Origin of the sequence: Nonomuraea muscovyensis (assembly GCF_014207745.1) — a bacterium.
GTDB lineage: Bacteria > Actinomycetota > Actinomycetes > Streptosporangiales > Streptosporangiaceae > Nonomuraea > Nonomuraea muscovyensis.
This window is the reverse complement of the sequence record NZ_JACHJB010000002.1, coordinates 2671521-2693263: the sequence shown is the minus strand read 5'-3', so window position 1 is coordinate 2693263 and position 21743 is coordinate 2671521. Positions and strand designations below refer to the sequence as shown.

Here is a 21743-nt window from a genome sequence, read left to right as displayed (position 1 = left end):
AACTGATCGGTGATCTCTGTCAACGCTCGGCTATAGCGTCCGATCCGTGACTGCCCCGACGAAGCTGCTAAAGGGCCTCCTGACGGCCTTAGTGCTGATCCCGGTGAGCCTGGTGGCGACCCCCGCTTCCGCCGCACCCCCCAGCGACCCCGAGCATCCCTGGCGCCAGGACCACTGGCCGCAGACCCAGCCGTGGCAGCGGGACGCGCCCGACGCGCGCGCGTTGCGCGGCCGCCCCACCGGCGGCATCGAGCCGATCGACCCGCAGAACTGGGAGAACCCCGACCACATGACGTGGGCGGACTACAAGAAGATCCCCGGCACCAAGTGGAACGACCCTGCCGCCAAGGGCTCCCAGCGCACCTTCAAGGGCGCGCTCGTGCTGCTCGACTATCCCAACCAGCCGTTCGTGGTGACCCAGCCCAAGGGCTCGACGATCTTCAAGAACCCGAGCGCCGAGGCCCACGACGTCCCGCGCGACCAGGTGGCGAAGTTCTACCAGGACTTCCTCAACACCCCGAACGACCTCAACAAGGGGCACACCATCCACGAGTACTGGATGGAGGACTCCGGTGGCCGCATCGGCGTGGAGCTGACCGGCTTCGGCCCCTACACGATGCCGGGCAAGGACCACGAGTACGCCATGGAGTACCAGGCGGACGCCTGCCCGGCCGGCGACACCTGCAACCGCAACCTGCGCACCGACGGCAACGCCGCCTGGGTCGGCGCGGTGGGGGAGGAGACGGCGGGGCAGTTCGACTTCGTCTTCTACCTCAGCGCCGGCCAGGACGAGTCGTCCACCTGGCAGGAGTTCGGAATGATGAAATTTCCGAACAAGGAGGACGTGACCGACGACTTCGGCCCGCCGGACCCCAGCCTGCCCAACTGGTCCAGGACCCGTTACGTCGACTGGACCTCCTGGCAGGCCGGCTCCACCTTCTGGCCCAACGCCCGCTTCGGCGTCGACTCGGTGCAGGCCGAGAGCTCCGGCATGTCCGTCTACGCCCACGAGCTGAGCCACATCATGGGCGTCGCCGACAACTACAACAACCCGTACGGCACCCCGCTGCGCCGGGCGTACTCCGGCATCTGGGAGATGCTGAGCCGCGGCACGTTCAACGGCCCCGGCGGCCCGCACAGCCGCTGGCTGATCCCGCCCACCTCCGGCTCCTCGATGGGCGCCCAGCACATGCTCCGCAACAAGATCAAGCTGCAGATGGTCGACCAGGCCAACGTGCTGAACCTGTCCCGCGACGCGCTGGACGAGTCGGGCGTGGTCACCGCCAGGGTCACCGCCCGCGCCGTGCAACCCGGCCCGGCCGGCCTGTCCGGTGTGAACATCGCCTTCGGCAGCGGCGACCGCGCCCCCGCCTGCGATCCGCGCACCGAACCGCTGTGCGACGGCGGCGGCTACGACAACTACACCGTCGAGGTCGTGGACCGCATGGGCACCGACTCCTTCACCCCCGACTCCGGCGTCCTGCTGGCCAAGACCAAGGACCAGGACCGCGCCCCGTTCATCTGGGTGGTCGACGCCAACCCGCAGGACATCGGCATGACGGACTACGTGCTGCCCGACGGCACCCGGGTGCCCATCACGATGGGCGACTACCGCCAGCTCTCCGACGCCCTCTTCCACGCGGGTACGGACTCCGGCAGCGAGTACGAGTACGTCGACGAGGCCAACCGCCTGCACTTCTACGTCACCGACATCAAGCGTGACCGCGTGGGCGTGCTCTCCTACACCGTGGCCGTCCGCTCCCTCGACGGGGCCGGCCCGCACCGGCGCGGCGTCAAGGTGCTGCCCGGTGCCGGCGTCCCCGCGGGCAAGGGCGTGTCCACCTGCACCTTCCCGCTGCTCAACACCGGGAGGGCCGCCACCGCGCAGGCCGCCCACCCCGAGGACGTCAGCGCCTACCTCGGCACCGACGTCTACCGGCTCAAGGCCGAGGTGCAGGGCAAGGGCTGGGCCGCCCAGGTGCCCAACGCCCTGGCCGCCGTCGCCTTCGGCAAGCACGCGCCGGTGAAGGTCAACGCCGTGCGCGAGGCCGGCGGTGACCGGTTCGCCACGATCAAGCTCACCGCCGCCTCCGAGAGCGACCCCGGCAGGACGGCGACCGCCACGTGTCGCGTGGTCGGCCTGTAGCCGAACGGGCGGGGTACGGCCTGGCGCGGCCGTACCCCATCGGCTTGAATACGGCGGTAGGGGGTGATCATTGTCCGAGCGGTCATCTGACGAACTGGAGCCCCGGCGCCGCAGGGTGCCCCTCGCCGCCCCGGTGGCGGCCGGACTCGCGGCCGCCGCCGCCAGCGCGCTGGCCGCCTCCCTGGAGTGGGAGCTCCCGCCCGCGGTCAAGATCGGCGCCGCCGTCGCGGCCGCGCTCCTCGTCGGCCTGGCGACCTGGGCGAGCACCAGGCACCATCCGCGCCGCATCGCGCCGCGGGAGCGGTTCCCCCGCGCGCCCGACCAGTGGCCGCCCGTCCCCGAGCACTTCACCGGGCGCACCGAGGCGCTCGCCGAGCTGCGCGGGATCTTCACCGCGCGCCGCCGGGCCAGGGACGTCGCACCGCCGCTGGTCGTCTCCGTGTACGGCCGGGGCGGCGTCGGCAAGTCCGCGTTGATCGCCAGGTTCGGCCAGGAGATCGCCGGCTCGTTCCCCCACGGCCGGCTGCACGCCGACCTGCGCGGCGGCGCCGGCACCCCGGTGCGGCCCGAGGAGGTGCTGATCGGGTTCCTGCGCGCGCTGGGCGTCCGCCTGACCACCGACCCCGGCGGGCTGGAGGAGCTGCGCAGGCTCTGGCTCACCTGGACCAAGGACCACAAGATCCTCATCGGCCTGGACAACGCGCACAACGCCGACCAGGTCAAACCGCTCATCCCCGCCGAACCCGGCTGCGCCGTCCTGGTCACCTCCCGCCAGCCGCTGTTCCTGAACGGCACGCACGACAGCCGCCTCGGGGTCCTCAGCGAGGCGCAGGGGGTGGAGCTGCTGGCCCGGCTGGCCGGCAGCGCCCGCGTCGTCGACGACCTCGACGCCGCCAAGGAGATCGTCCGGCTGTGCGACCACCTGCCGCTCGCGATCAGCATCTGCGGCGGCCGGCTCGCCACCCGGGAGCAGTGGACGCTGCGCGAGATGGCCGGCCGGCTCGCCGACGAGCGCCGCCGCCTCGACCAGCTCGAACTCGCGCCCACCACCGACAAGAGCGTCCGCGCGTCCGTACAGCTCAGCTACGACGACTGCACCGGCATGCAGCGCCGCCTGCTGCGCCTGCTGTCCTCGCTCACCTCGCCCGACGTGCCCGGCTGGGTGGCGGGCGAACTGCTCGACATCTCCGGCCTCGACGGCGCCGACCAGTTGGAGGCGCTGATCGACGCCCAGCTCGCCGAGTGCTCGGGCACCGACCAGACCGGCGCCATGCGCTACCGGCTGCACGACCTGGTCAGGGTGTTCGCCGCCGAGCTGGCCGCCGAGGACGGGGAGGAGCGCCGGCGGGCCGCCGTCGAACGGACGCTGTCCGGGTACCGCCGCCGCGCCGAGCAGGCCGCGCAGGACCGCTGGCCGCAGGACTGGAGCAAGGGCGGCCGCCGCGCCGACGTCGAGGGCCAGGTGCACGCCGGCGACTGGCTCAACGCCGAGCGGCTCTCCCTCGTCGCCATGGTCCACCTGGCCAGGCAGGAGGAGCTGTGGGAGCTGACCTGGGGGCTGGCCCGGGCGTTCTGCTCGCTGTGCCACTCGCTGCGCGCCTACTGGTCCGACTGGCAGGCGATCGCCGAGCTGGGCTGCGAGGCCGCGCTGCGGATGGGCGACCGGCGCGCCCAGGCCATCTCGCTGCTCGACCGCGCCGCCGTCCAGGGCGGGCTCGGCGCGCACGAGCTGGGGCGCGCGGACGCCGAACAGGCGCTGGAGCTCTTCACCGAGCTGGGCGAGTCGTGGTGGGCCGCCAGGGCCCGGCGCGCCGTCGGCATGACGCTGTTCTCCGACGGCCACCTCGACCAGGCCCAGGACCACCTCGTCGGCGCGATCGCCGCCTTCCAGGCCCAGGACGACCTGTGGTGGATGGCCCGCACCCAGCGCAACCTGGCCGAACTGCGCCTGGCCGAGCGGCGCCCCGAGGAGGCCAGGGAACTGCTGGAAGACGCCCTGGCGGTGTTCAAGGACGCGGGCAACCGCTACTCCGAGGCGCAGACGCTGCGCGCGTACGGCGAAGTGCTCGCGGCCCGGGCCCGCGGCCTGCGGCGCGACGGCGACCAGCGGGCCGCGCACGACGGCTTCGTCAAGGCGCACCTCAGCCTCGACCGGGCCGGCGCGATGTTCCGGCAGCGCGGCGAACTGTGGGAGCAGGCGCGCTGCCTGCGCGCGGCGGGCGAGGTCGGCGACCCGTCCAGCGGGCTGCGCGAGCTCGACTTCGTCCGGCGGGCCGAGGAGATCCTCGCCGCCCTCGGCGACTCGTGGGGCGTGGCCCGCACCGCCCTGTCCGCCGGGCGGGCGCTGGCCCGGCTGGGCCGCATCGAGGAGTCCGAACGGGAGCTGCGCCGGGCCGTCCAGGCGTTCGAGGAGCTGGACGACGAGTGGTGGATGGCGCTCAGCCTGCGCCACCTCGGCGAGGCCCACCTCGACGCGGGCGGCGCCAAGGCCGCCCTGGAGCCGCTGCGGCAGGCCAGGGAGATCTACCGCAGCCTCGGCAACGAGGCCGGCATGCGGCGGACCCTCGAACTGCTCAGGAAGGCCGAAACCTAGACGACCGTTTCAGGACCGTGGCTCAGGGCCGTGTCTCAGGACCGTGGCCGGCGCCGGGCGGGCGGCGGTGGCCTGAACGGGTTACGCACCGGCGGAGGCGGCGCGGCGGCGCCCTTCCCCCGGGGCAGCTTGAGCGGGACCGTGGGCGTGGCCGACTCGTCGGCAGGCCACCTCCCGGCCACCTCACCGGCGGGCGGCTGGATGGTCGGCCTGGCAGGGGGCGGGGGCCGGAGCGGGACCCCCGGCCCGGACACGGAGGGCGGCGGGGACACAGAGGACGGCCCAGAGGACGGCCCAGGGGACGGCCCAGGGGACGGCGGGGAAACGGAGGGCGGCCGGGACGGGATCGGGTCGGTGACAGACAGCGGCGACCTCAGCAACTCGCCCGCGGTCCGCCGCGCCTCGTGGATGCTCTCCTCGAACAGCCTGCGCACGTGCTGCGCCTGCTCGCCCAGCCGCCTGATGTGCTCGTGCGCCAGCTCGTCGCGCACGGTGTCGGCGATCAGCCGCTGGTAGTCGGGCGTCCGCGCCGCCAGCGCCTCCAGCCGCTGGTGGGCGTGGAACACCTTGTCGGCACGCAGCACCTGCTTGGCGTACTCCTCCAGGTGGCGCACCCGCTTCGACAGCGACGTCCAGGCCGCGTCCAGGGCCGTCGAGTACGGCTTGACCGCGTCCTCCAGGCCCGGCGGCAGGTCACGCGGCACCAGCCTGCGGTGCTCGGCGTGCATGGCCGACAGCCGCGACAGGCGCTGGGCGATCTGCCACACCTCCTCCGGCAGCGTCACCTGGTTGTCGATCGTGTCGATCAGCCCCGCCTGGTGCACCCGCGACCCCAGGACCGCGTCCACCGCGTTCTGGGCGCGCCGCAGCAGCCGCTGGCAGGGGTAGTCCAGATCCTCCGGCAGCACGAAGTGGGCGGCGTGCTCCTGGGCGACGCGCAGGCTCCTGCGCACCGTCCGGTTGGCGGAGCCCACGACCATCCAGCGCATGAGCCCGATGACGCTCATGGCGAACACGCCGCCGACCACCCCCGGCAGCCCCATCGTGATGAGGACCAGGACGAGCATGAACACGGCGAGGAGCAGCAGCATCGGATCGGCCGGCCGCTCGGGGCGCGCGCCGGTGCGGGCCATGCGGAGCAGGTGCGGGTTGGCGCGGAGCTGGATCGAGATCTCCCGGGGCAGCGATGGATCAATCACCAGCCGTGGGGGCAGAGCGCGCGGATCCATATGTTCATGCTGCGTTATGAGCGACGAATTCGCTCAAAGTTGGCGGACATATAAGGTCAGATCTGATGAACGCGATGACGAGATGGATCGAGCTCGAAGGCGCCGTCAACGTCCGCGACCTGGGCGGGCTGCCCACCCGCGACGGCGGCGTCACCCGTGCCGGCCGGATCTTCCGGGCCGACAACCTCCAGGGGCTGACCGAAGACGACGTCGCCCGGCTGGTCGGCGAGCTGAAGCTGCGCCACGTCGTGGACCTCCGCTCGACGGCCGAGGTCGTCCTCGAAGGCCCCGGGCCGCTCACCCGGGTGCCGGAGGTGACCCACCACCATCTGACGCTGTTCGCCGAGGGCGGCAGGCACACCGACGTCGAGGCCGAGACCATCGACGCCGACCGGGTGCTGCCCTGGCAGACGCGCCAGATGGACGAGGACCTGCGGGTGACCGGGTTCTACTACGGCTACCTGCGTGACAGGCCGGAGGCCGTGGTGGCGGCGCTGCGCGCCATGTCGCTGAACGACGGCGCGGCCGTGGTCCACTGCGCGGCGGGCAAGGACCGCACCGGGGTGCTGACGGCGCTCGCGCTGGAGGCGGTCGACGTCACGCGGGAGGCGATCGTCGAGGACTACGCCGCGACGGGGGAGCGGCTGGAGCTGGTGCTGCGGCGGCTGCGCGGCAGCGCCACGTACCGCGACGACCTCGACTCGCGCCCCGCCGACGACCACATGCCGAGGCCCCGCTACATCGAGCAGTTCCTGTCGGTGCTCGACGACCGCTTCGACGGGCCGATGGGCTGGCTGCGGCGCTACGGCTGGACCTCCGCCGACACGGACGCCCTCCGCACCCGCCTGCTCGACTGACGGCCGGGGGCCGCTCAGCCGAGGGGGACGACGGTGCGCTCCGCCGCCGACAGCCGGGCCGCCTCCAGGACCGTCAGCGTGTCCACCACGCTCTCCGCGCTCACCGGAGGCGGCGCGCCGTCGCGCAGGCACGCCGCCACACCCCGGTAGAAGTCGAGGTAGCGGCCGGCCCGGGTGGGCACCTCGGCGTGCCGCTCGCCGGCGCCGAGCGTGCCCCACCGCTCCTCGGGCTCCTCACCGAACCCGGGCGCGTCGGGCGGCGTCCCGGCGCGCAGCCGCTCCTCCTGCACGTCCAAGCCGTACTTCTCGTACGCCGCCGCCGAGCCGAGGACCCGGAACCGGGGCCCCAGCCGCGCGGCCACGGCGCTGACCCACAGGTGCGACCGGGCGCCGCCGTCATGGACGAGCGCGACGAACGTGTCGTCGTCGGACAGCACGCCCGCGCGGCGCACGTCGCTCTCCGCGTAGACCTCCCGCACCGGCCCCAGCAGCTGGATCGCCTGGTCGACGAGGTGGCTGCCGAGGTCGTAGAGCAGGCCGCCCACCTCGTCGGGGCCGCCGCTCTCCCGCCAGCCGCCCTTGGGCACCGGACGCCACCGCTCGAAGCGCGACTCCAGCCTGAACACCTCGCCCAGCGCGCCGCCGTCCATCAGCTCGCGCACGGTGAGGAAGTCGCCGTCCCAGCGCCGGTTCTGGAACACGGTCAGCATGAGCCCGCCTCCGGCCGCCAGCCGCGCCAGCGCTCGCGCCTCCTCGGCGGTGCGGGCCATCGGCTTGTCGATGACGACAGGCCTGCCCCGTTCGAGCGCCTCGGTGGCGAGGGGCACGTGGGTGCGGTTGGGTGAGGCGACCACCACCAGGTCACACAGGTCCCACAACCCCGCCACGTCCGGCACGACCGCCGCGCCGTACCGGCCGGCGGCGTCCTCGGCCCGCGCGGCGTCACGCGTGACCACCGCCGACAGCTTCAGGCCCGGCGTGGCGTGGACGAGCGGCGCGTGGAAGTACGCGCCCGCGACGCCGTACCCGACCAGACCGACCCGCACCTCGCCGGCGACAGCCTCGCTCATCCCCGACGCTCCCGTCAGTCCTCGTCGCGCTCGGCCAGGAACCGCTCGAACTGGGCGGCCAGCTCGTCACCCGTCGGCATCTGGACGGGCTCGGCGATCAGGTTCTCCCGCTCGGCGCCGCCCGCGAAGGCGTCGTACTGCTGCTCCAGCCCGTTGATCGCCGTCAGCAGCTCGGCCGACGCCTGGATCTGCTCCTCGACCTCCGCGTTGGTGCGCAGCGCCGCCTCGCGCAGCGCGTCCATGGGGAAGACCAGCCCGGTGGCGCGGGTGACCGACTCCAGGGCGGCCACGGCGGCGTGCGGGTACTCGGCCTGCGCCAGGTAGTGCGGCACGTGCACCGCGAAGCCCAGCGCGTCACGGCCCTCGGCGCCCAGGCGGTACTCGATGAGGGAGGAGACGCTGCCCGGCACCTGGACCCGGCCGAACGAGCTGCTCTGGCCGCTGATCAGCTCCGGACGGCTGGCGTGCGGGGTGACGCCCAGCGGGCGGGTGTGCGGGGCCGCCATCGGGATGCCGTGCACGGTGACCAGCCTGCTCACGCCCAGCCGCTCTGCGAGCGTGCCGACGGCACGGGTGAACAACTCCCACTCGCGGTCGGGCTCCGGGCCGGTCATCACGAGGAACGGGGTGCCGGTGGTGTCCTCCGTGACGTGGACGGCGATGCGCGGGCTGTCGTAGTCGGTCCACCTGTCGGTGTCGAAGGTCATGATGGGGCGGCGCGATCGGTAGTCGAGCAGCCGGTCGACGTCGAACGTCGCCACGACCCGGTGCTCCAGCTCGGCCAGCACGTGACCCAACGCGAGGCGCCCGGCCCCGCCCGCGTCGACGAAGCCGTCGAAGTGGTAGAGCAGCACCGGATCGGACAGCTCGGGCACATCTTCGGCGAGCTCGTAGAGATCCGTCGGGTCGAACACGGTTGCACAGCCTTTCCCTAGGTACTTCACTGCTGAAACCCACGGCGAGCCGGAACGATTCCGTTCAGGGCACACTATCGAGGCACAATGGAGAACATGGACGGGGACCCGGAGCTCGAGGAGTTCGCCCCCAGGATGTTCGACCTGGCCAGGACGGGCGAGACCGAGACCCTGCGCGCCTACGTGGAGGCGGGCATCCCGGCCAACCTCACCAACGGCAAAGGTGACACTTTGCTGATGCTCGCGGCATATCACGGTCACGCCGAGACCGTCCGCATGCTCGCCGACCATGGGGCCGACCCCAGCCGGGCCAACGACCGCGGCCGGACGCCACTCGCCGGCGCCGTCTTCAACAAGGAACACACCGTGGTGAGAGCGCTACTCGACGCAGGCGCCGACCCCTACGAGGGCACGCCCTCCGCGATCGACGCCGCGCGCATGTTCGGCGTCGAGGAATGGTTCGACGACTGAAACGCCGGATGCGGGAGAGAAAACTCGCCTGACGCCCTATAGGCATCATCGGCGATCAGCGCGATCATCGGGAGATGGCTAGCTCTACGCATCTGTTCGACGCCACGCCCATCCGCATCCCCCCACTGCGCTGCCCGTTCCCCAGCAGGGTGAACCCGCACGTCTCCGAGGCCAGCGAGGACAGCTTCGCCTGGCTGCTCGAATCGGGCATGCTCAACGAGCCGGACATGCTGGAAAGGTATCGGAGCGCCAGGTTCGGCTGGCTCACCGCCCGCGCCTACCCGCTGGTCGAGCGCGACATGCTGAAGCTGCTCATGGACTGGTGCATCTGGCTGTTCGCCTTCGACGACGGCTTCTGCGAGTCCGAGGACCTCAGCAGGCACACCGCGCTCATCGCCCGAGCCTTACCGCAGATGTTCCGCGTCTTACACGACATCGAAACCGACGAGCCGGTGACCAACGTGTTCGCCCGGTCCCTGCGGGACGTGAAGGCCCGGATCGCCGTCCACGCCAAGCCCGACCAGCTCGACCGGTGGTCCACGGCCACCAAGGAGTACATCTTCGCCCAGGTGTGGGAGGCGGCCAACCGCGAGTCCGACGTGGTGCCCACCCCCGAGGACTACGTGTTCATGCGCCGCCGGACCGGGGCCATGTACCCGGTCTACGCACTCATCGACATCGCCGCCGGCCACCGGCTCACCCCGGACGAATGGCACCACCCCGACATCCGCGCGCTCACCGAACACGCCAACGACCTGGTCGTCTGGGACAACGACCTGTTCTCGTACGCCAAGGAGCGCCAGCACGACAAGGCCCGGCACAACCTCGTCAACGTCCTGATCACCCATCGCGGATGCTCGCTGCAGGAGGCCCTCGACGAGGTGGCCCAGATGCACGACGGCGCCGTGGCGGAGATGGTACGGCTGCGCCGGTCCGTCGAGACCTGGGCGGGCGGCTCGGTGCTGGCGTACGTGGAGGGCCTGGAGCACTGGGTACGCGGCCACATCGAGTATTCCCTCAGCAGCGCCCGCTACGTCCACGCCTGGCCGAGCGACACCAAGTGGACGCAGGCCGACTGACCGCCGGGACGGCCGGCAGGTCTAGGACTGGAGATCCTGCTCGCCCAGCGCCAGCGCGGACGCCTCCTCGAGGTCCAGCCGCATGCCCTCCTCGAACGTCCGCCGGTAGCGGTCGACGCCCAGTGTCCGCTCGCACTCCTTGACGCACTTCTCGTGCTCGACCGTGAGGAACGGCGCCCCCAACTGAGGCAGGCCGGCCGTCCGCCAGTTGGGCTGCAGCGCGCCCAGCAGCCGCGCCGCGAGCTCCACCTCGTCGAGCGCGATGTAGATCCGGGCCGTGGTCTCCAGTGCGATCAGAATGCCCAGCGTGTCGTGGAAATGCCGCTTGATGCGCAGGCTCTCCTGCGCGTTCTCCAACGCCTCCCGCGGGCGGCCGGCCGCCAGGCGCGGAAGGGAGAGCGCCCAGTGCGCGTACGAGCTGACGAACAGCTCACCGCGCTCCCTGCAGACCTGCAAACAGTCCTTGAGCAGCGACTCGGCCTCGTACAGCTCGCCCTGGGACGACAACACCATCGACAGTTCGACGATCGCGGGCAGCAGGCCCGGGTTGAGCTCCTTGTTGTCGGTGTTGAACTCGATCGCCACGCCGAGCAGCGCGCTGGCCTTCTGCAGGTCGCCCTGCAGCAGCGCGGCCGTGCCCTGCATCTTGGAGGCCAGGATCACCGCCTTGGAGTCGCCCACCCGGACCGCCTCGGTGCTGCACTGCTCGGCCGCCTCCAGCGCGCCGACGCTGTCGCCCTGGGCGCTGCGCACGTACGACAGCACCCACAGCGCCTTGCAGCGGTCCTTGCTCGCGCTCGGATTGGCGTCGAGGGCGCGCTCCAGGTACAGGCGGCCCTCACGGGCGAAACCACAGCAGACCCACATGAACCACAGCGACGACAGCAGCGTGAGCGCCAGGGGCGTCTCGCCGGGCGTGCGCAGCGCGTGTTCGAGGGCGGCGCGGACGTTGTCGTGCTCCTGCCGCATCCTGATGAACCAGTAGATCTGCCGAGGCCCCGACCAGGCGTCCTCGCTGCGACGGGCCAGGCTCAGGTAGTACTCCAGGTGCTTGTGGCGCATCCGCTGGCGCTGGCCGAGCTTGTCCAGCCACTCCTCGCCGTACTCGGCGAGCGTGTCGATCAGCTTGTAGCGCACCCCGGCGTGGTTGCTGGTGATCAGCAGCACGGACTTCTCCACGAGCCCGGTCACCAGGTCGGTGATCCGCTCGGCCGGAAGCTGCTCGTCGGCGCAGACGGCCCGGGCCGCGTCGAGCTCGAAGTCGCCGGCGAACACCGACAACCGTGCCCACAGCAGCCGCTCCGCCGGATCGCACAGCTCGTGGCTCCAGCCGATCGCCGCCCGCAGCGTCTGATGCCTCGGCAACGCCGTCCGGCTGGCTCCCGCCAGCAGGCTGAACCGGTCGGTCAGCAGCCCGAGGATCTGCTCGACCGACAGGGCCCGCAGCCGCACCGCCGCCAGCTCCAGGGCCAGCGGAATGCCGTCGAGCCGGCGGCACAGCTCGGCCACCGTGCCGATGTTGTGCTCGTCCAGCACGAAGTCGGGCACCACCGCGCCCGCCCGCGCCGCGAACAACTGGACCGACTCGTTGGTGAACAGGCTCTCGGCCGGATCGTCACCGGGCACCTGCAGCGGCGGCACCGGCACCACGTGCTCGTACGGCAGGTGCAGCGACTGGCGGCTGGTGGCCAGCACCTTGAGGTTGGGGTTGCTGTTGAGTAGTTCCTCGACCAGCTCGGCGCAGCCCTGCACCAGGTGCTCACACGTGTCGATGATGAGCAGCATCTGCCGGTCGGCGACCCAATCCGACAGCGTCTCGGACGCGGCCCGCGACGACTGGTCGGCGATGCCCAGCGCGGAGGCGATCGTGTGCTTGACCATGCCCGCGTCCTGCAGCCTCGCCAGGTCGGCGAACCAGACGCCGTCGGCGTACTGGGCGCGGACCTGGTGGGCGAACCTCAGCACCGTGCGTGACTTGCCGACGCCGCCGATCCCCGTGACGGTCACCAGCCGTGACTCGCCGAGGTGACGCTTGAGGTTGGCGAGAAGACGCGTCCTGCCGACGAAGCTGGTGAGCTCGGCCGGCAGATTGCCTTCTCGTCGCCAGCCTGACGGAGTGGCCATGGGCAAGCCTCACGGGGGTTAGGCGACACCTGCCTTCGCATCGTACCCCTGGAGATCCCGCCTGTCCGGCTGCTCGTGTGGCGGCCGGGTCAGGTTTGTCCTTCTCGGTAGCATGTATGCCGTGAGTGATTTCTTCCCTGAGCAGACTGCCGACGACACGGACCTCGGCTGGGGCGACTGGCGCGAGGCCGACCCCGACGGCTTCTACCTGGAGAACAAGCCCCCACACTGGTCCTGACCAGCCCGCACGTCTCCGGTCGGTGACCCGGCCGTCTGGTGGGCGCCCCGAGCCGGGGCGGCCCGGGGCGGCGGGGGTCAGCTGACCACGTCCTTCTTCCGGAAGCGGCGGAAGGCGATGGCGATGAGGATGGCCGCGTACGTCACCGAGACCGAGGCGCCCTTGATCATCCCGCTCCAGTCGAGCTCGGGCGCGAGCGCGTCCAGCCAGGCCGTGTTCCAGAACGTCGGCAGGAACTCCCGGAGCGACCCCAGTGCCTCCACCGCCTGCAGGATGGTGCTCACGATCCACAGCCCCACGGCCCCGCCCACCGCGCCCAGGGGCGAGTCGGTGGCGGTGGAGATGAGGAACGCCAGCGCGGCGACCACGAGCTGGCTCACCAGCGCGTAGCCGATCACGATGCCGAACCGGGGCAGCACGTCGAGCGCCGCGATCGTCTCGCCGGTGCCGGGCACCTGGATGTCGTGCCAGCCGAACGCCAGGGTGCCCGCGACCAATGCCATCAGCGGCAGGCAGATGATCGCCGTGGCGGAGTACCCGAGGGCGACGATCAGCTTCTGGCGCAGCAGCCGGTCCCGTGGCACCGGCGCGGCCAGCAGGTAGCGCAGCGACGACCAGCTCGCCTCGCTGGCCACCGTGTCACCGCAGAACAGCGCCACGGCGACGACCAGCAGGAAGTTCGCCGACACCGACAGCACGAACGCGCCGAAGTTGAGGCCGCTCGCCGACGCCAGGTCGGAGATGCGCAGTGACGTCTGCCGGTCCCCGCTGGCCTGCGGTCCGAACTGGAACGCCACCACGAGGATCCACGGCAGCGCCATCAGCAGCCCGAACATGACGAGCGTGCGACGGCGCTTGAACTGCCTGACGATCTCGACCTTGAGCGGGAGCGTCCGGCGGGGCGCGTAGCCGTTCGCGGCGGTCACGATTTCTCTCCGATGAGGTCGAGGAACACGTCTTCGAGCCGGGGCCCGTGGCCGTTGGTGGAGATGGCGCCGCTCAGCAGCACCGACACCGGGCCGGCCGAGACCAGCCGCCCTCTGTGCATGACGACGACGTGGCTGCAGGTCTGCTCCACCTCGGACAGCAGGTGACTGGACACGATCACCGTCCGGCCGTCGCGCGCGTAGCGCTTGAGCACCTCGCGCATCTCCCTGATCTGGGGCGGGTCGAGCCCGTTGGTGGGTTCGTCGAGCACCAGCAGGTCGGGCAGGCCGAGCATGGCCTGGGCGATGGCCAGCCGCTGCCGCATTCCCTGCGAGTAGGTGCGCACGGCCCGATCCAGCGCCTTGCCCAGACCGGCGATCTCGAGCGCCTCCTCGACGTGGGCGTCCGCGACCGGCCGGCCGGTGGCGGCCCAGTAGAGCTCGATGTTCTCGCGCCCGGACAGGTGCGGCAGGAACCCGGCTCCCTCGACGAACGACCCGAGCCGCGACAGCACGGGCGCCCCCGGCACCACCCGGTCGCCGAAGATGCGGATCTCGCCGGCATCCGGCTGGATGAGGCCCATCATCATGCGCATCGTGGTGGTCTTGCCGGCGCCGTTGGGCCCGAGCAGCCCGAGGACCTGGCCCCGCTCGACGCGGAACGACAGCCCGTCGACGGCCAGCTCACCGTTGCGGTAGGCCTTGGTCAGCCCGCTGATGTCCAGCGGTACGTCCGGGTCGCCGAGCACGCCGCCCGCGCTCTCCGCGCTCTTGCCCGCGAGCACCTCGCTGCCGGTGTCCGGACGGGAGCCCGCGAGGGCGGGCCGGAGGCGGGAGCGGCGGGCCGGGTTGCGGCCCGTCGCCAGCAGGACGCCCGCGAGGACGACGGCGGCGAACGGCAGGGCCCACACCCACCAGTCCACCCCGGCGGCGGGCGCCGCGAGGGCGGCGACCGTGGGGACGGTCAGCGCCGGTGCGACCAGGCCGACCTGGTAGGACGCCGCCTCGGCAGGCGTGGCGTAGCCCATGTCCGTGGTCGCCACCGTGAGCCGCAGCCGGTGCCCGACGGCGAAGGCGTGGTCGACGGCGGGCAGGGTGACCGTGGCCTCGACGCTGTCGGCGCCCTCTGGGATCGTCACCCGGAACGGCGCCACGAGCCCGGCCGGCAGTGTGGGCGGCTGGAAGCTGTCGGAGACGTCGAAGAGCTTGGCGAACAGCGTCACCTGCCCCTTGCCCGACACCCTGAGCCTGACGGTCGGGCTGCCCGTGAGCTGGAGCGGAGCGGTCAGCGTGGGTGAGTCGAAGGAGGCGCTCTGGCCGGGCATGTCGAGCGAGAAGCTCGTGTTGCCCTGGCCGCCGCCGAGCAGGCCGCTCACCCCGGGCACGGTGGAGATGGACGCGGGGGAGCCGCCGGGCGGGTTGACGATGTTCTGCTGCGGGCCGGCGAGCGTGACCTGGGTCGTGGCGGTGCCGCCCAGGCCCGGGTAGGCGCCGGCCTCCGGGTGCAGGCGGATGCGCTGGCGGGTGCCCGGGTCGCGGCCGCCGTCACGGGTCACCGTGAACGGCTTGGCGACGGGGGAGCCGTCACGCTTGAGGTGGTGGCCGAACCAGGCGCTCGTCTGCTCGTGGAGCCAGTCGGCCTCGCCGTTGCCGCCGTCGTGGCCGCCGTCGAACCACGTGATGCTCACCGGGGTGCCGGCGGCGGCGATGGCCCTGGCGTTGGCGTCGGCCTGGCCCAGCGGGAACAGCGAGTCGCGCTGCCCCTGGACGAGCAGCGTCGGCGCCTTGATCCGCCCCGCCACCGTCACCGGGCTGGACTTGCGCAGCAGCGTGACCGCTTCGGGCGTGGCCCGCCCGGTCTCGGCGACCTTCTGGTAGATGTCGCAGATCTCGGGCAGGAACCGGCCGCACCGCGCCTCCTCGACCGACAGCGGTTGCGGCTGCTGCGTGAGGGCGCCGAGGCCCTGGGTCTCCAGGCCCTGGACCGCGCCGCCGCCCCGGCCGAAGAAGAAACCGGCCCACATGCGCTTGAACACGCCGTTCTCGGGGCCCGAGCCGGTGGCGTCGGGAAAGAGCGAGTCGGCCAGGTCGGCCCACGTGATGGAGGGGACGATCGCGTCCACGCGTTGGTCATGAGCCGCGGTCATCAGCGCGATCGATCCGCCGTAGGAGCCGCCCGCGATGCCCACGCGCGGATCGCCCGTGGCGTCGAGCTGCACCTCCGGCCGCTTGGCCAGCCAGTCGATCAGCTGCTTGACGTCCTTGACCTCGTAGTCGGGGGAGTTGAGCGCGATCTGACCGCTCGACCGCCCGAACCCGCGCGCGGACCAGGTCAGCACGGCGTAGCCGTCCTGCGCCAGCCGGGCCGCCTGGCCGCGGACGCTCTGCTTGCTGCCACCGAAACCGTGGGCGAGCAGCACGGCGGGCGCCTTCTCACCGCCCGGCGGCGCGAAGAAGGTGGCGTCTATCTCCACACGCTGGTCGTCGGCGGGACCGTCGACCACGGTGATTCTCTGGTCCTGACCCCGCACCTCGGGCGCCGACGGCCAGACGAACCAGCCGGCCACGGCGACGAGGGCGAGCACCGCGACGATCGCGGCCACACGTTTCATGGCGGTGAGCCTACTTTCCGCACCTGAGAGATCGCTGAGACGGACGACGGGGCAGCCCGGCGGACGTGCAGGCGGTCGTCACGGGACGCGGGCGCTTCACGGGACGTGCAGGCGGTCGTCACGGGACGCGGGCGCTTCACGGGACGTGCAGGCGGTCGTCACGGGACGCGGGCGCTTCACGGGACGTGCAGGCGGTCGTCACGGGACGCGGGCGGTTCACGGGACGTGCGGGCGGTCGTCGTCACGAGACGTGCGGGGGATCGTCACGGGGCCTGCGGACGATCGTCACAGGAAGCGCTTGGGTGGTTACAGGGCGCGTTGAGGTCGTCGCTGGTGAGGGGAGGGAACCAGGGGTGGCCGGGACCGTGGGCGGCGGGGGAGAGGCGGGGGTGGCCGGGCGATGGTGGGCGGTGGGGGAGAGACGCGGCCCGGCCAGGGATCGTGGGTGGTGGGGAGAGGCGCGCATCTCCGTCGCCGGGGTCAGGCGAGGATGGCGTAGACCGTGGACGCCTGCGCCGCGGGCTCGGTCGCGCCGTCCGGGGTGAGCGTGATCTCGGAGAAGGCCAGCGTCCGGCCGAGCTTCGTGATCCGCACCTCGATCAGCACGTCCTTGCCGATCACCGGTCTCTGGAACGTCGTGGACTGCTGCACGGTGGTCATCGGCACGAAACCACCCCTGGCCGAGGAGACCGCGATCACGGTGGCGGTGTCGGCGGCGGCCATCATGGCCTGGCCGCACAGCCCGCCGCCCTCTCTGGCCAGGGCGTCGGACCAGGGCAGCCGCACCACCGCGTGCCGCTCGCCGGTCTCCTCGACCCGCAGCCCGAGCTGCTGGATCCACGGCGCGAAGTAGTCATGGAGGATGGCGTCGCCTTCTTCTGGAGTCACGCGCTCATGATGCACGGTGGAGGCCACGAGCGAGGAGGGGGCGCGACTTCCTGTGGACGACTTCCGGCCCGAGGAGCCCGCTGTGGACGACCTGTCCCCGCCACCAGAGGTGGCGGACGTCTTCCTGCCCGCCACGTACGCCCGGGGCGTCCCGTACGAGCTGTTCGCGCGGCTCAGACGGGAGGCGCCCGTCTGCCGCGTGCCGGAGCCGGCCGTCGGGCCGTGGAAGGAGGGGCCGGGTTACTGGGCGGTCTTCCGGCACGCCGACGTCAAGCACGTCCTGCGCACCCCCGGCGACTTCTCCTCCCACCTCGGCGCCACCCAGATCCGCGACCCGGACATCCCGGCCGACCTGGCGTTCGTCCAGGCGATGATGCTCAACACCGACCCGCCCGGCCACTCCAGGCTGCGCCGGATCGTGGCCGCCGCCTTCACGCCGCGCGCCGTCCGGGCCCTGGAACGGACGATCGCGGATCGGGCCGCGTCGCTGTTCGCCGCGGGCGAGTGCGACTTCGTGGAGGTCGCCGCCGATCTGCCGGTGTGGACGCTCGCGCATGTCATGGGCGTCCCCGGCCGGGACCGGCGGCTGCTGTACGACTGGGCGTCGCGGGTGATCGGCTACCAGGACGACGAGTACGCCGGCCTGTCCACGGCCGACGTCGCGAAGCTCACCCCGATGGGCCGCCTGGCCGTCGCCTCCCGGCCCCGGCCGAGCCCCGGAGCGAACCCCCGGTCGCGGGCGGCGCTGCGCGACATGTTCGCCTACGCTCACGCGCTCGCCCAGGCGCCGCCGGATCGCGAGTCGGTCATGTCGGCCATGCTGCGGGGCGGCCTCACCGAGGCGGAGTTCGAGAACATGTTCTTCCTGTTCGCCGTCGCGGGCAATGAGACCCTGCGCAACGGCATCCCCGGCGGCCTGCTCACGCTGCTGGAGCACCCCGGCGAGCTCGCCAGGCTGCGCCGCGACCCGTCGCTGCTCGGCCCGGCCGTGGAGGAGATGCTGCGGTTCTGGCCGCCGGTGATGGACTTCAGGCGCACGGCGACGCGCGAGCTGACCCTGGGCGGGCGGCTCATCCGGGCGGGGGAGAAGGTCGTCGTCTACCACGCCTCCGCCAACCGGGACCCGTCCGTCTTCCCCGATCCCGACCGGTTCGACATCGCCCGCACTCCCAACGACCACGTCAGCTTCGGATTCGGCCCGCATTTCTGCCTGGGCGCCCACCTGGCCCGCGTGCAGCTGCGCGCGGTGTTCGCCGAGCTGCTGACCTGGGACGTCACGCTCGCGGGCGAGCCCGTCCGGCTGACCTCCAACTTCCAGAACGGGCTGAAACACCTCCCCGTACGTCTCCGGCGGCGCCCCTGAGCGGGAGCTCCAGATCCGGACAAGTGTCCGATTCCTCCAAAAGCGCACTCTTCTCCCGTGGACGGCGCGGCGGATGACCGTAAGATGCTCGCCGTGAAGGCACCAGCATTCGTCAAAGACGCCGCCACCTGGGCCCAGCCCCACTGGACCAGAGGGCCGGCGGGGCGTGAGACGCCGCACGACCTGTTCCGGGTCCTTTACTACGGCTGGCTGGTCGCGCTCACGCTCAAGCTGCTCGGCTCGGCGTGGGACGTCTCGTGGCACTTCAAGTGGCTGCGCGACGACCTCGCGCCGCCCCACCTGCTCAACTCGGCGGGCACGGCCCTGGCGCTCGCGCTGACCGTCATCCACGGCTACACCGGCTTCGGCGTCGACCGGGCGGCCCTCAGGCTGATCCAGTGGGGCACCGGCATCTTCCTGGTGGCGGTGCCGCTCGACCTGATCAACCACCGGGTCAACGGCCTCGACATCACCTCGTGGAGCCCGTCGCACATCATGCTCTACGTTGGAACGTTCTTCATGATCGCCGGCGTGATCCGCGGCTGGTTCATGAGTGCTCCGCCGGGCAGGGAGCGCACGGTGGTGCTGGGTGCGTTCTTCGCGTTGTTCCTGGAGAACGTCCACTTCCCGGAGCAGCACCAGGAGTACGGCATCCTGTCGATCGGCGCCTGGGACAACAACGCCACCTACGCCGAGCCGATCCTGCTGCGGTTCGCCGCCGAGCAGATGGGCCGCCCCATCGACCGGGTGATGATGACCGGGTTCGCGCTGCCGGTGCCCGACGTGCTCTACCCGGTCTACGCGGTCGTCGCCACCGTGTCGGTGCTGGTGGTGGCGCGGATGATGATCGGCAGGTTCGGCGCGGCGACGCTGGTGGCCGCCGGCTACGTGGGCTTCCGCACGCTGGCCTGGCCGCTGCTCACGTTCACCGGGTTCCCGCCGTCGGCCGTGCCGTTCTTCCTCGTGGTGGCCGGGCTCTGCGTGGACCTGGCGTTCGCGGTGCGGATGCCGGTGGCGCGGGCCGTGCTGGGGTCCGCCGGGGTGACCGCCGCCGCCTATGGCGCCCTGGTCGCCCAGAGCGCGCTCATGGGCCCGGTGTACGGCCTGCTCACGGGCCACGAGGACCTGGCGGGCACCCCGCCCCTGGCGACGGCGTCGGCCGTCTGGGCGGGGGCCGGGCTGCTGGCGGTGTGGCTGGCCTGCGAGTGGTGGTCGCGCCGTCAGCCGATCGAGGCGCGGGTGATCGCGACCGCCACGCCGTAGGACAGGCCCATCACGGCCAGTTCGGCGCTCGCCCAGGCCACGACGGCCGTGGTGGCGCCCCGGCGGACGGCGGGCAGCAGCCGAAACCTGATGTGCGCGGCCAGCGGCACCAGGAGCGCCACCAGGGCCAGCTTGGCCACCACCAGCAGGCCGTACTCACTGGTCACGATCGCGCCCGGCAGCTCCACGCCGGGGGTGAGGGCCATCGTGCCCAGACCCGTGATCAGCCCCGACAGGCCGACGAGCAGCAGGCAGACGGTGGCGATCCTGGAGAAACGGGGCAGCACGACGGAGAGGAGGTCGCCGCGCGGCGCGACGAACACCATGATCGCGGCCAGCCCGCCGGTCCAGGCCGCCGCGCCCATCACGTGGATCTCCATCGAGATCATGATGGGGTCGTGCCAGACCGAGTTGACGGCGTGCCCGGTCACCGGGATGGGCAGCAGCCCGAAGAGGGCGACGATGATCCGCAGCTCGGCGGGCACTTTCTCGCCGAACCGCACCGCCATCAGGCCGATGCCCGCCGCGGCGAGCGCGCAGGCGGCGCTGAACAGCAGGCCCTGCCCGGTGCCGACGGTGTCGACGTAGCCGGCGATCATGCCGAGCGTCGGCACCCCGCCGGGGTTGAGCTCCGCCGTCTGGAACACGATCGTCAGCAGCGCGCTGACGGCCCACGCCCACGCGGCGGTGACGGTCAGGGGACGCACCCGGCGCATGACGGGCTCGGTGCGCTCGGGAGCGTCGAAGCCGAGCAGCTTGGGCAGCAGGCTCAGGCCGACGACCGCCACGGCGGCGATGTCGAGCGCCACCCGGACGACGGGCAGCCCGAGGTCCACGACGGGGCCGGGCATGGGGATGCCGGGAACGGCCTCCTGGGCGGTCAGCGTGCTGGCGACCACGGCGGCGACGACCGCGCACACCGCGAACACGCCCGCGGGGAGCCGGCCCCCGGAGCGTTGCCGCACGGGGACGGTGACGGTCACGCGCCCGCCCCCTCACCAGGCGGGGTGGCGGTCCTGGCGGCGCCCTCCGGCCGAGCGTCGGCTTGCGGCTCGGTGGGGTGCGGCCCGGTGGTGTCCGGCGCAGCTGTGGAAGGGGCGGCGGGCTGCGACGCGGTGTCCGGGGTGGGGACGTCGTGGGGGCCGGGGGAGGGGCGTGCGCGGCGCAGGGCCACGGCGGTGCCCGCGGCCAGCAGCAGGAGCGCTCCGACGATCCAGACCACGGCCATGCCCGCTCCGCCGTTGGCCGCCGCCTCGTAGACCTCGGCCCGCTGTGCGTCGTCGGCCGGCAGGGGAGCGGCGGTCTGGGGGTCGGGTGCGGGGCGTCCCGAGGGGGCGGCCGTCGCGGCGGTGTCCTGGGGACGGTCCGTGGCCTGGGGATCGGCCGCGCCGGACGGGGGCGCGACGGCGGCCCGCAGGGTGAAGGTGATCTTGCCGGTGACCGGGTGGCCGTCGGCCGACAGGATGCGGTAGCCCACCGTGTACGCGCCGTTCGCCGGCAGCGGCCGCACCTTGACCGACACCTTCTCGGCCGCCACGACCGCCTCACCGTCAGCCCACGCCGCCCCGTCGGGACCGGTGACGCCGACCTGGGCGTAACCCTGGCGTACCGGCTGGTCGAACACCAGCGTGATGCGGGTGGGCGCGGACGACAGCGTCGCCCCGTCCTTCGGGTCGCTGCCGACCAGCACGTTGTGCGCCAGAGCCGGGGCCGGGAGCCCCGCCGCGGCGCACGCCAGCACCAGGACCGTGAGTAGCCGCCTCACCGATCACTACCTTCCGTCAACACATCGCAAACCCGTCTATGGTCGCATCCGCGCAGGACCCGTTCGGCGGTGCGGCCCCCTCCCGCGCCCGATCACGGCGAGGCGGCGGCCGTCGCCCACCTCACCCGGGAGCCCGGTGACGGGCGTACGGTGCTCGACCCGGGCCGCGGCCCCGGAACGGTGGCGATCCCGCCGGCCCGCGCAC

At 72.3% G+C, this 21743-nt stretch carries 16 protein-coding genes; 7 read left to right on the top strand and 9 right to left on the bottom strand.

Translation table 11 applies throughout. The features are described 5' to 3' along the window. Positions 1–46 precede the first annotated feature (46 nt). Both FHU36_RS29130 and FHU36_RS29125 read left to right on the top strand, forming a co-directional pair. Complete coding sequence (locus FHU36_RS29130; protein ID WP_185086961.1) at positions 47–2146, top strand: M6 family metalloprotease domain-containing protein; 2100 nt, start codon at positions 47–49, stop codon at positions 2144–2146. A 70-nt stretch (positions 2147–2216) separates the two neighbouring features. Further along, positions 2217–4739, top strand: a complete 2523-nt coding sequence (locus tag FHU36_RS29125) for an ATP-binding protein (protein ID WP_185086960.1) — start codon at positions 2217–2219, stop codon at positions 4737–4739. 35 nt (positions 4740–4774) lie between these two features. On the opposite strand, the gene FHU36_RS29120 is transcribed toward FHU36_RS29125, so the two are convergent. Continuing rightward, the gene (locus FHU36_RS29120; RefSeq protein ID WP_185086959.1) at positions 4775–5968 is read right to left on the bottom strand and encodes a hypothetical protein; all 1194 of its coding nucleotides are present in this window, start codon (positions 5966–5968) and stop codon (positions 4775–4777) included. Between the two features lie 74 nt (positions 5969–6042). Between FHU36_RS29120 and FHU36_RS29115 the strand changes: the two genes are divergently transcribed. After that, entirely contained in the window at positions 6043–6825 is a 783-nt protein-coding gene (locus FHU36_RS29115; protein WP_312891904.1) for a tyrosine-protein phosphatase, read from the top strand. Between the two features lie 14 nt (positions 6826–6839). On the opposite strand, the gene FHU36_RS29110 is transcribed toward FHU36_RS29115, so the two are convergent. Both FHU36_RS29110 and FHU36_RS29105 read right to left on the bottom strand, forming a co-directional pair. Next, positions 6840–7895, bottom strand: a complete 1056-nt coding sequence (locus tag FHU36_RS29110) for a Gfo/Idh/MocA family oxidoreductase (protein WP_185086957.1) — start codon at positions 7893–7895, stop codon at positions 6840–6842. A 14-nt stretch (positions 7896–7909) separates the two neighbouring features. Next, a complete protein-coding gene (locus tag FHU36_RS29105; RefSeq protein ID WP_185086956.1) occupies positions 7910–8809 on the bottom strand; it encodes a proteasome assembly chaperone family protein in 900 nt (299 codons plus the stop codon). Between the two features lie 87 nt (positions 8810–8896). Between FHU36_RS29105 and FHU36_RS29100 the strand changes: the two genes are divergently transcribed. Next, positions 8897–9280 (top strand): ankyrin repeat domain-containing protein, encoded by a 384-nt coding sequence (locus FHU36_RS29100; protein ID WP_185086955.1) that lies wholly within the window; start codon positions 8897–8899, stop codon positions 9278–9280. A gap of 74 nt (positions 9281–9354) precedes the next feature. After that, a complete protein-coding gene (locus FHU36_RS29095; RefSeq protein WP_185086954.1) occupies positions 9355–10359 on the top strand; it encodes a terpene synthase family protein in 1005 nt (334 codons plus the stop codon). A 21-nt stretch (positions 10360–10380) separates the two neighbouring features. On the opposite strand, the gene FHU36_RS29090 is transcribed toward FHU36_RS29095, so the two are convergent. The 4 genes from FHU36_RS29090 to FHU36_RS46570 all read right to left on the bottom strand — a co-directional run bounded on the left by FHU36_RS29090 (position 10381) and on the right by FHU36_RS46570 (position 17147). Then, entirely contained in the window at positions 10381–12483 is a 2103-nt protein-coding gene (locus FHU36_RS29090; RefSeq protein WP_185086953.1) for an ATP-binding protein, read from the bottom strand. A gap of 315 nt (positions 12484–12798) precedes the next feature. Beyond that, positions 12799–13647, bottom strand: coding sequence for an ABC transporter permease (locus FHU36_RS29085; RefSeq protein WP_185086952.1), 849 nt, complete (start codon positions 13645–13647; stop codon positions 12799–12801). Then, positions 13644–16259, bottom strand: coding sequence for an alpha/beta fold hydrolase (locus FHU36_RS29080; RefSeq protein ID WP_185086951.1), 2616 nt, complete (start codon positions 16257–16259; stop codon positions 13644–13646). Before FHU36_RS29080 ends, FHU36_RS29085 begins: the two co-directional genes overlap by 4 nt. 480 nt (positions 16260–16739) lie before the next feature. Continuing rightward, entirely contained in the window at positions 16740–17147 is a 408-nt protein-coding gene (locus FHU36_RS46570; protein WP_185086950.1) for a PaaI family thioesterase, read from the bottom strand. Positions 17148–17163: 16 nt separating this feature from the next. Between FHU36_RS46570 and FHU36_RS29070 the strand changes: the two genes are divergently transcribed. Together FHU36_RS29070 and FHU36_RS29065 are read left to right on the top strand one after the other, a co-directional pair. Beyond that, positions 17164–18510 carry a cytochrome P450 gene (locus tag FHU36_RS29070; RefSeq protein WP_312891903.1) on the top strand — a complete coding sequence of 449 codons (1347 nt, stop codon included), beginning with the start codon at positions 17164–17166 and terminating at the stop codon, positions 18508–18510. Positions 18511–18603: 93 nt separating this feature from the next. Beyond that, positions 18604–19773: a hypothetical protein gene (locus FHU36_RS29065; RefSeq protein ID WP_312891902.1), complete on the top strand. Its 1170-nt coding sequence runs from the start codon at positions 18604–18606 to the stop codon at positions 19771–19773. On the opposite strand, the gene FHU36_RS46565 is transcribed toward FHU36_RS29065, so the two are convergent. Both FHU36_RS46565 and FHU36_RS29055 read right to left on the bottom strand, forming a co-directional pair. After that, on the bottom strand, positions 19731–20756 hold the full coding sequence (locus FHU36_RS46565; protein WP_185086948.1) for a CopD family protein: 1026 nt from the start codon (positions 20754–20756) through the stop codon (positions 19731–19733). The two genes, FHU36_RS29065 and FHU36_RS46565, sit on opposite strands and share 43 nt — an antisense overlap. After that, on the bottom strand, positions 20753–21538 hold the full coding sequence (locus FHU36_RS29055; RefSeq protein ID WP_185086947.1) for a copper resistance CopC family protein: 786 nt from the start codon (positions 21536–21538) through the stop codon (positions 20753–20755). The genes FHU36_RS46565 and FHU36_RS29055 overlap by 4 nt, the downstream gene beginning before the upstream one ends. Positions 21539–21743: the final 205 nt, after the last annotated feature.

What these genes read in the sequence shown, in the direction of transcription:
- FHU36_RS29080 (WP_185086951.1), bottom strand. Translation starts at nt 16,259, where the DNA reads ATGAAACGTGTGGCCGCGATCGTCGCGGTGCTCGCCCTCGTCGCCGTG.
- FHU36_RS29120 (WP_185086959.1), bottom strand. Translation starts at nt 5,968, where the DNA reads ATGGATCCGCGCGCTCTGCCCCCACGGCTGGTGATTGATCCATCGCTG.
- FHU36_RS29115 (WP_312891904.1), top strand. Translation starts at nt 6,043, where the DNA reads ATGACGAGATGGATCGAGCTCGAAGGCGCCGTCAACGTCCGCGACCTG.
- FHU36_RS29100 (WP_185086955.1), top strand. Translation starts at nt 8,897, where the DNA reads ATGGAGAACATGGACGGGGACCCGGAGCTCGAGGAGTTCGCCCCCAGG.
- FHU36_RS29090 (WP_185086953.1), bottom strand. Translation starts at nt 12,483, where the DNA reads ATGGCCACTCCGTCAGGCTGGCGACGAGAAGGCAATCTGCCGGCCGAG.
- FHU36_RS29095 (WP_185086954.1), top strand. Translation starts at nt 9,355, where the DNA reads ATGGCTAGCTCTACGCATCTGTTCGACGCCACGCCCATCCGCATCCCC.
- FHU36_RS29110 (WP_185086957.1), bottom strand. Translation starts at nt 7,895, where the DNA reads ATGAGCGAGGCTGTCGCCGGCGAGGTGCGGGTCGGTCTGGTCGGGTAC.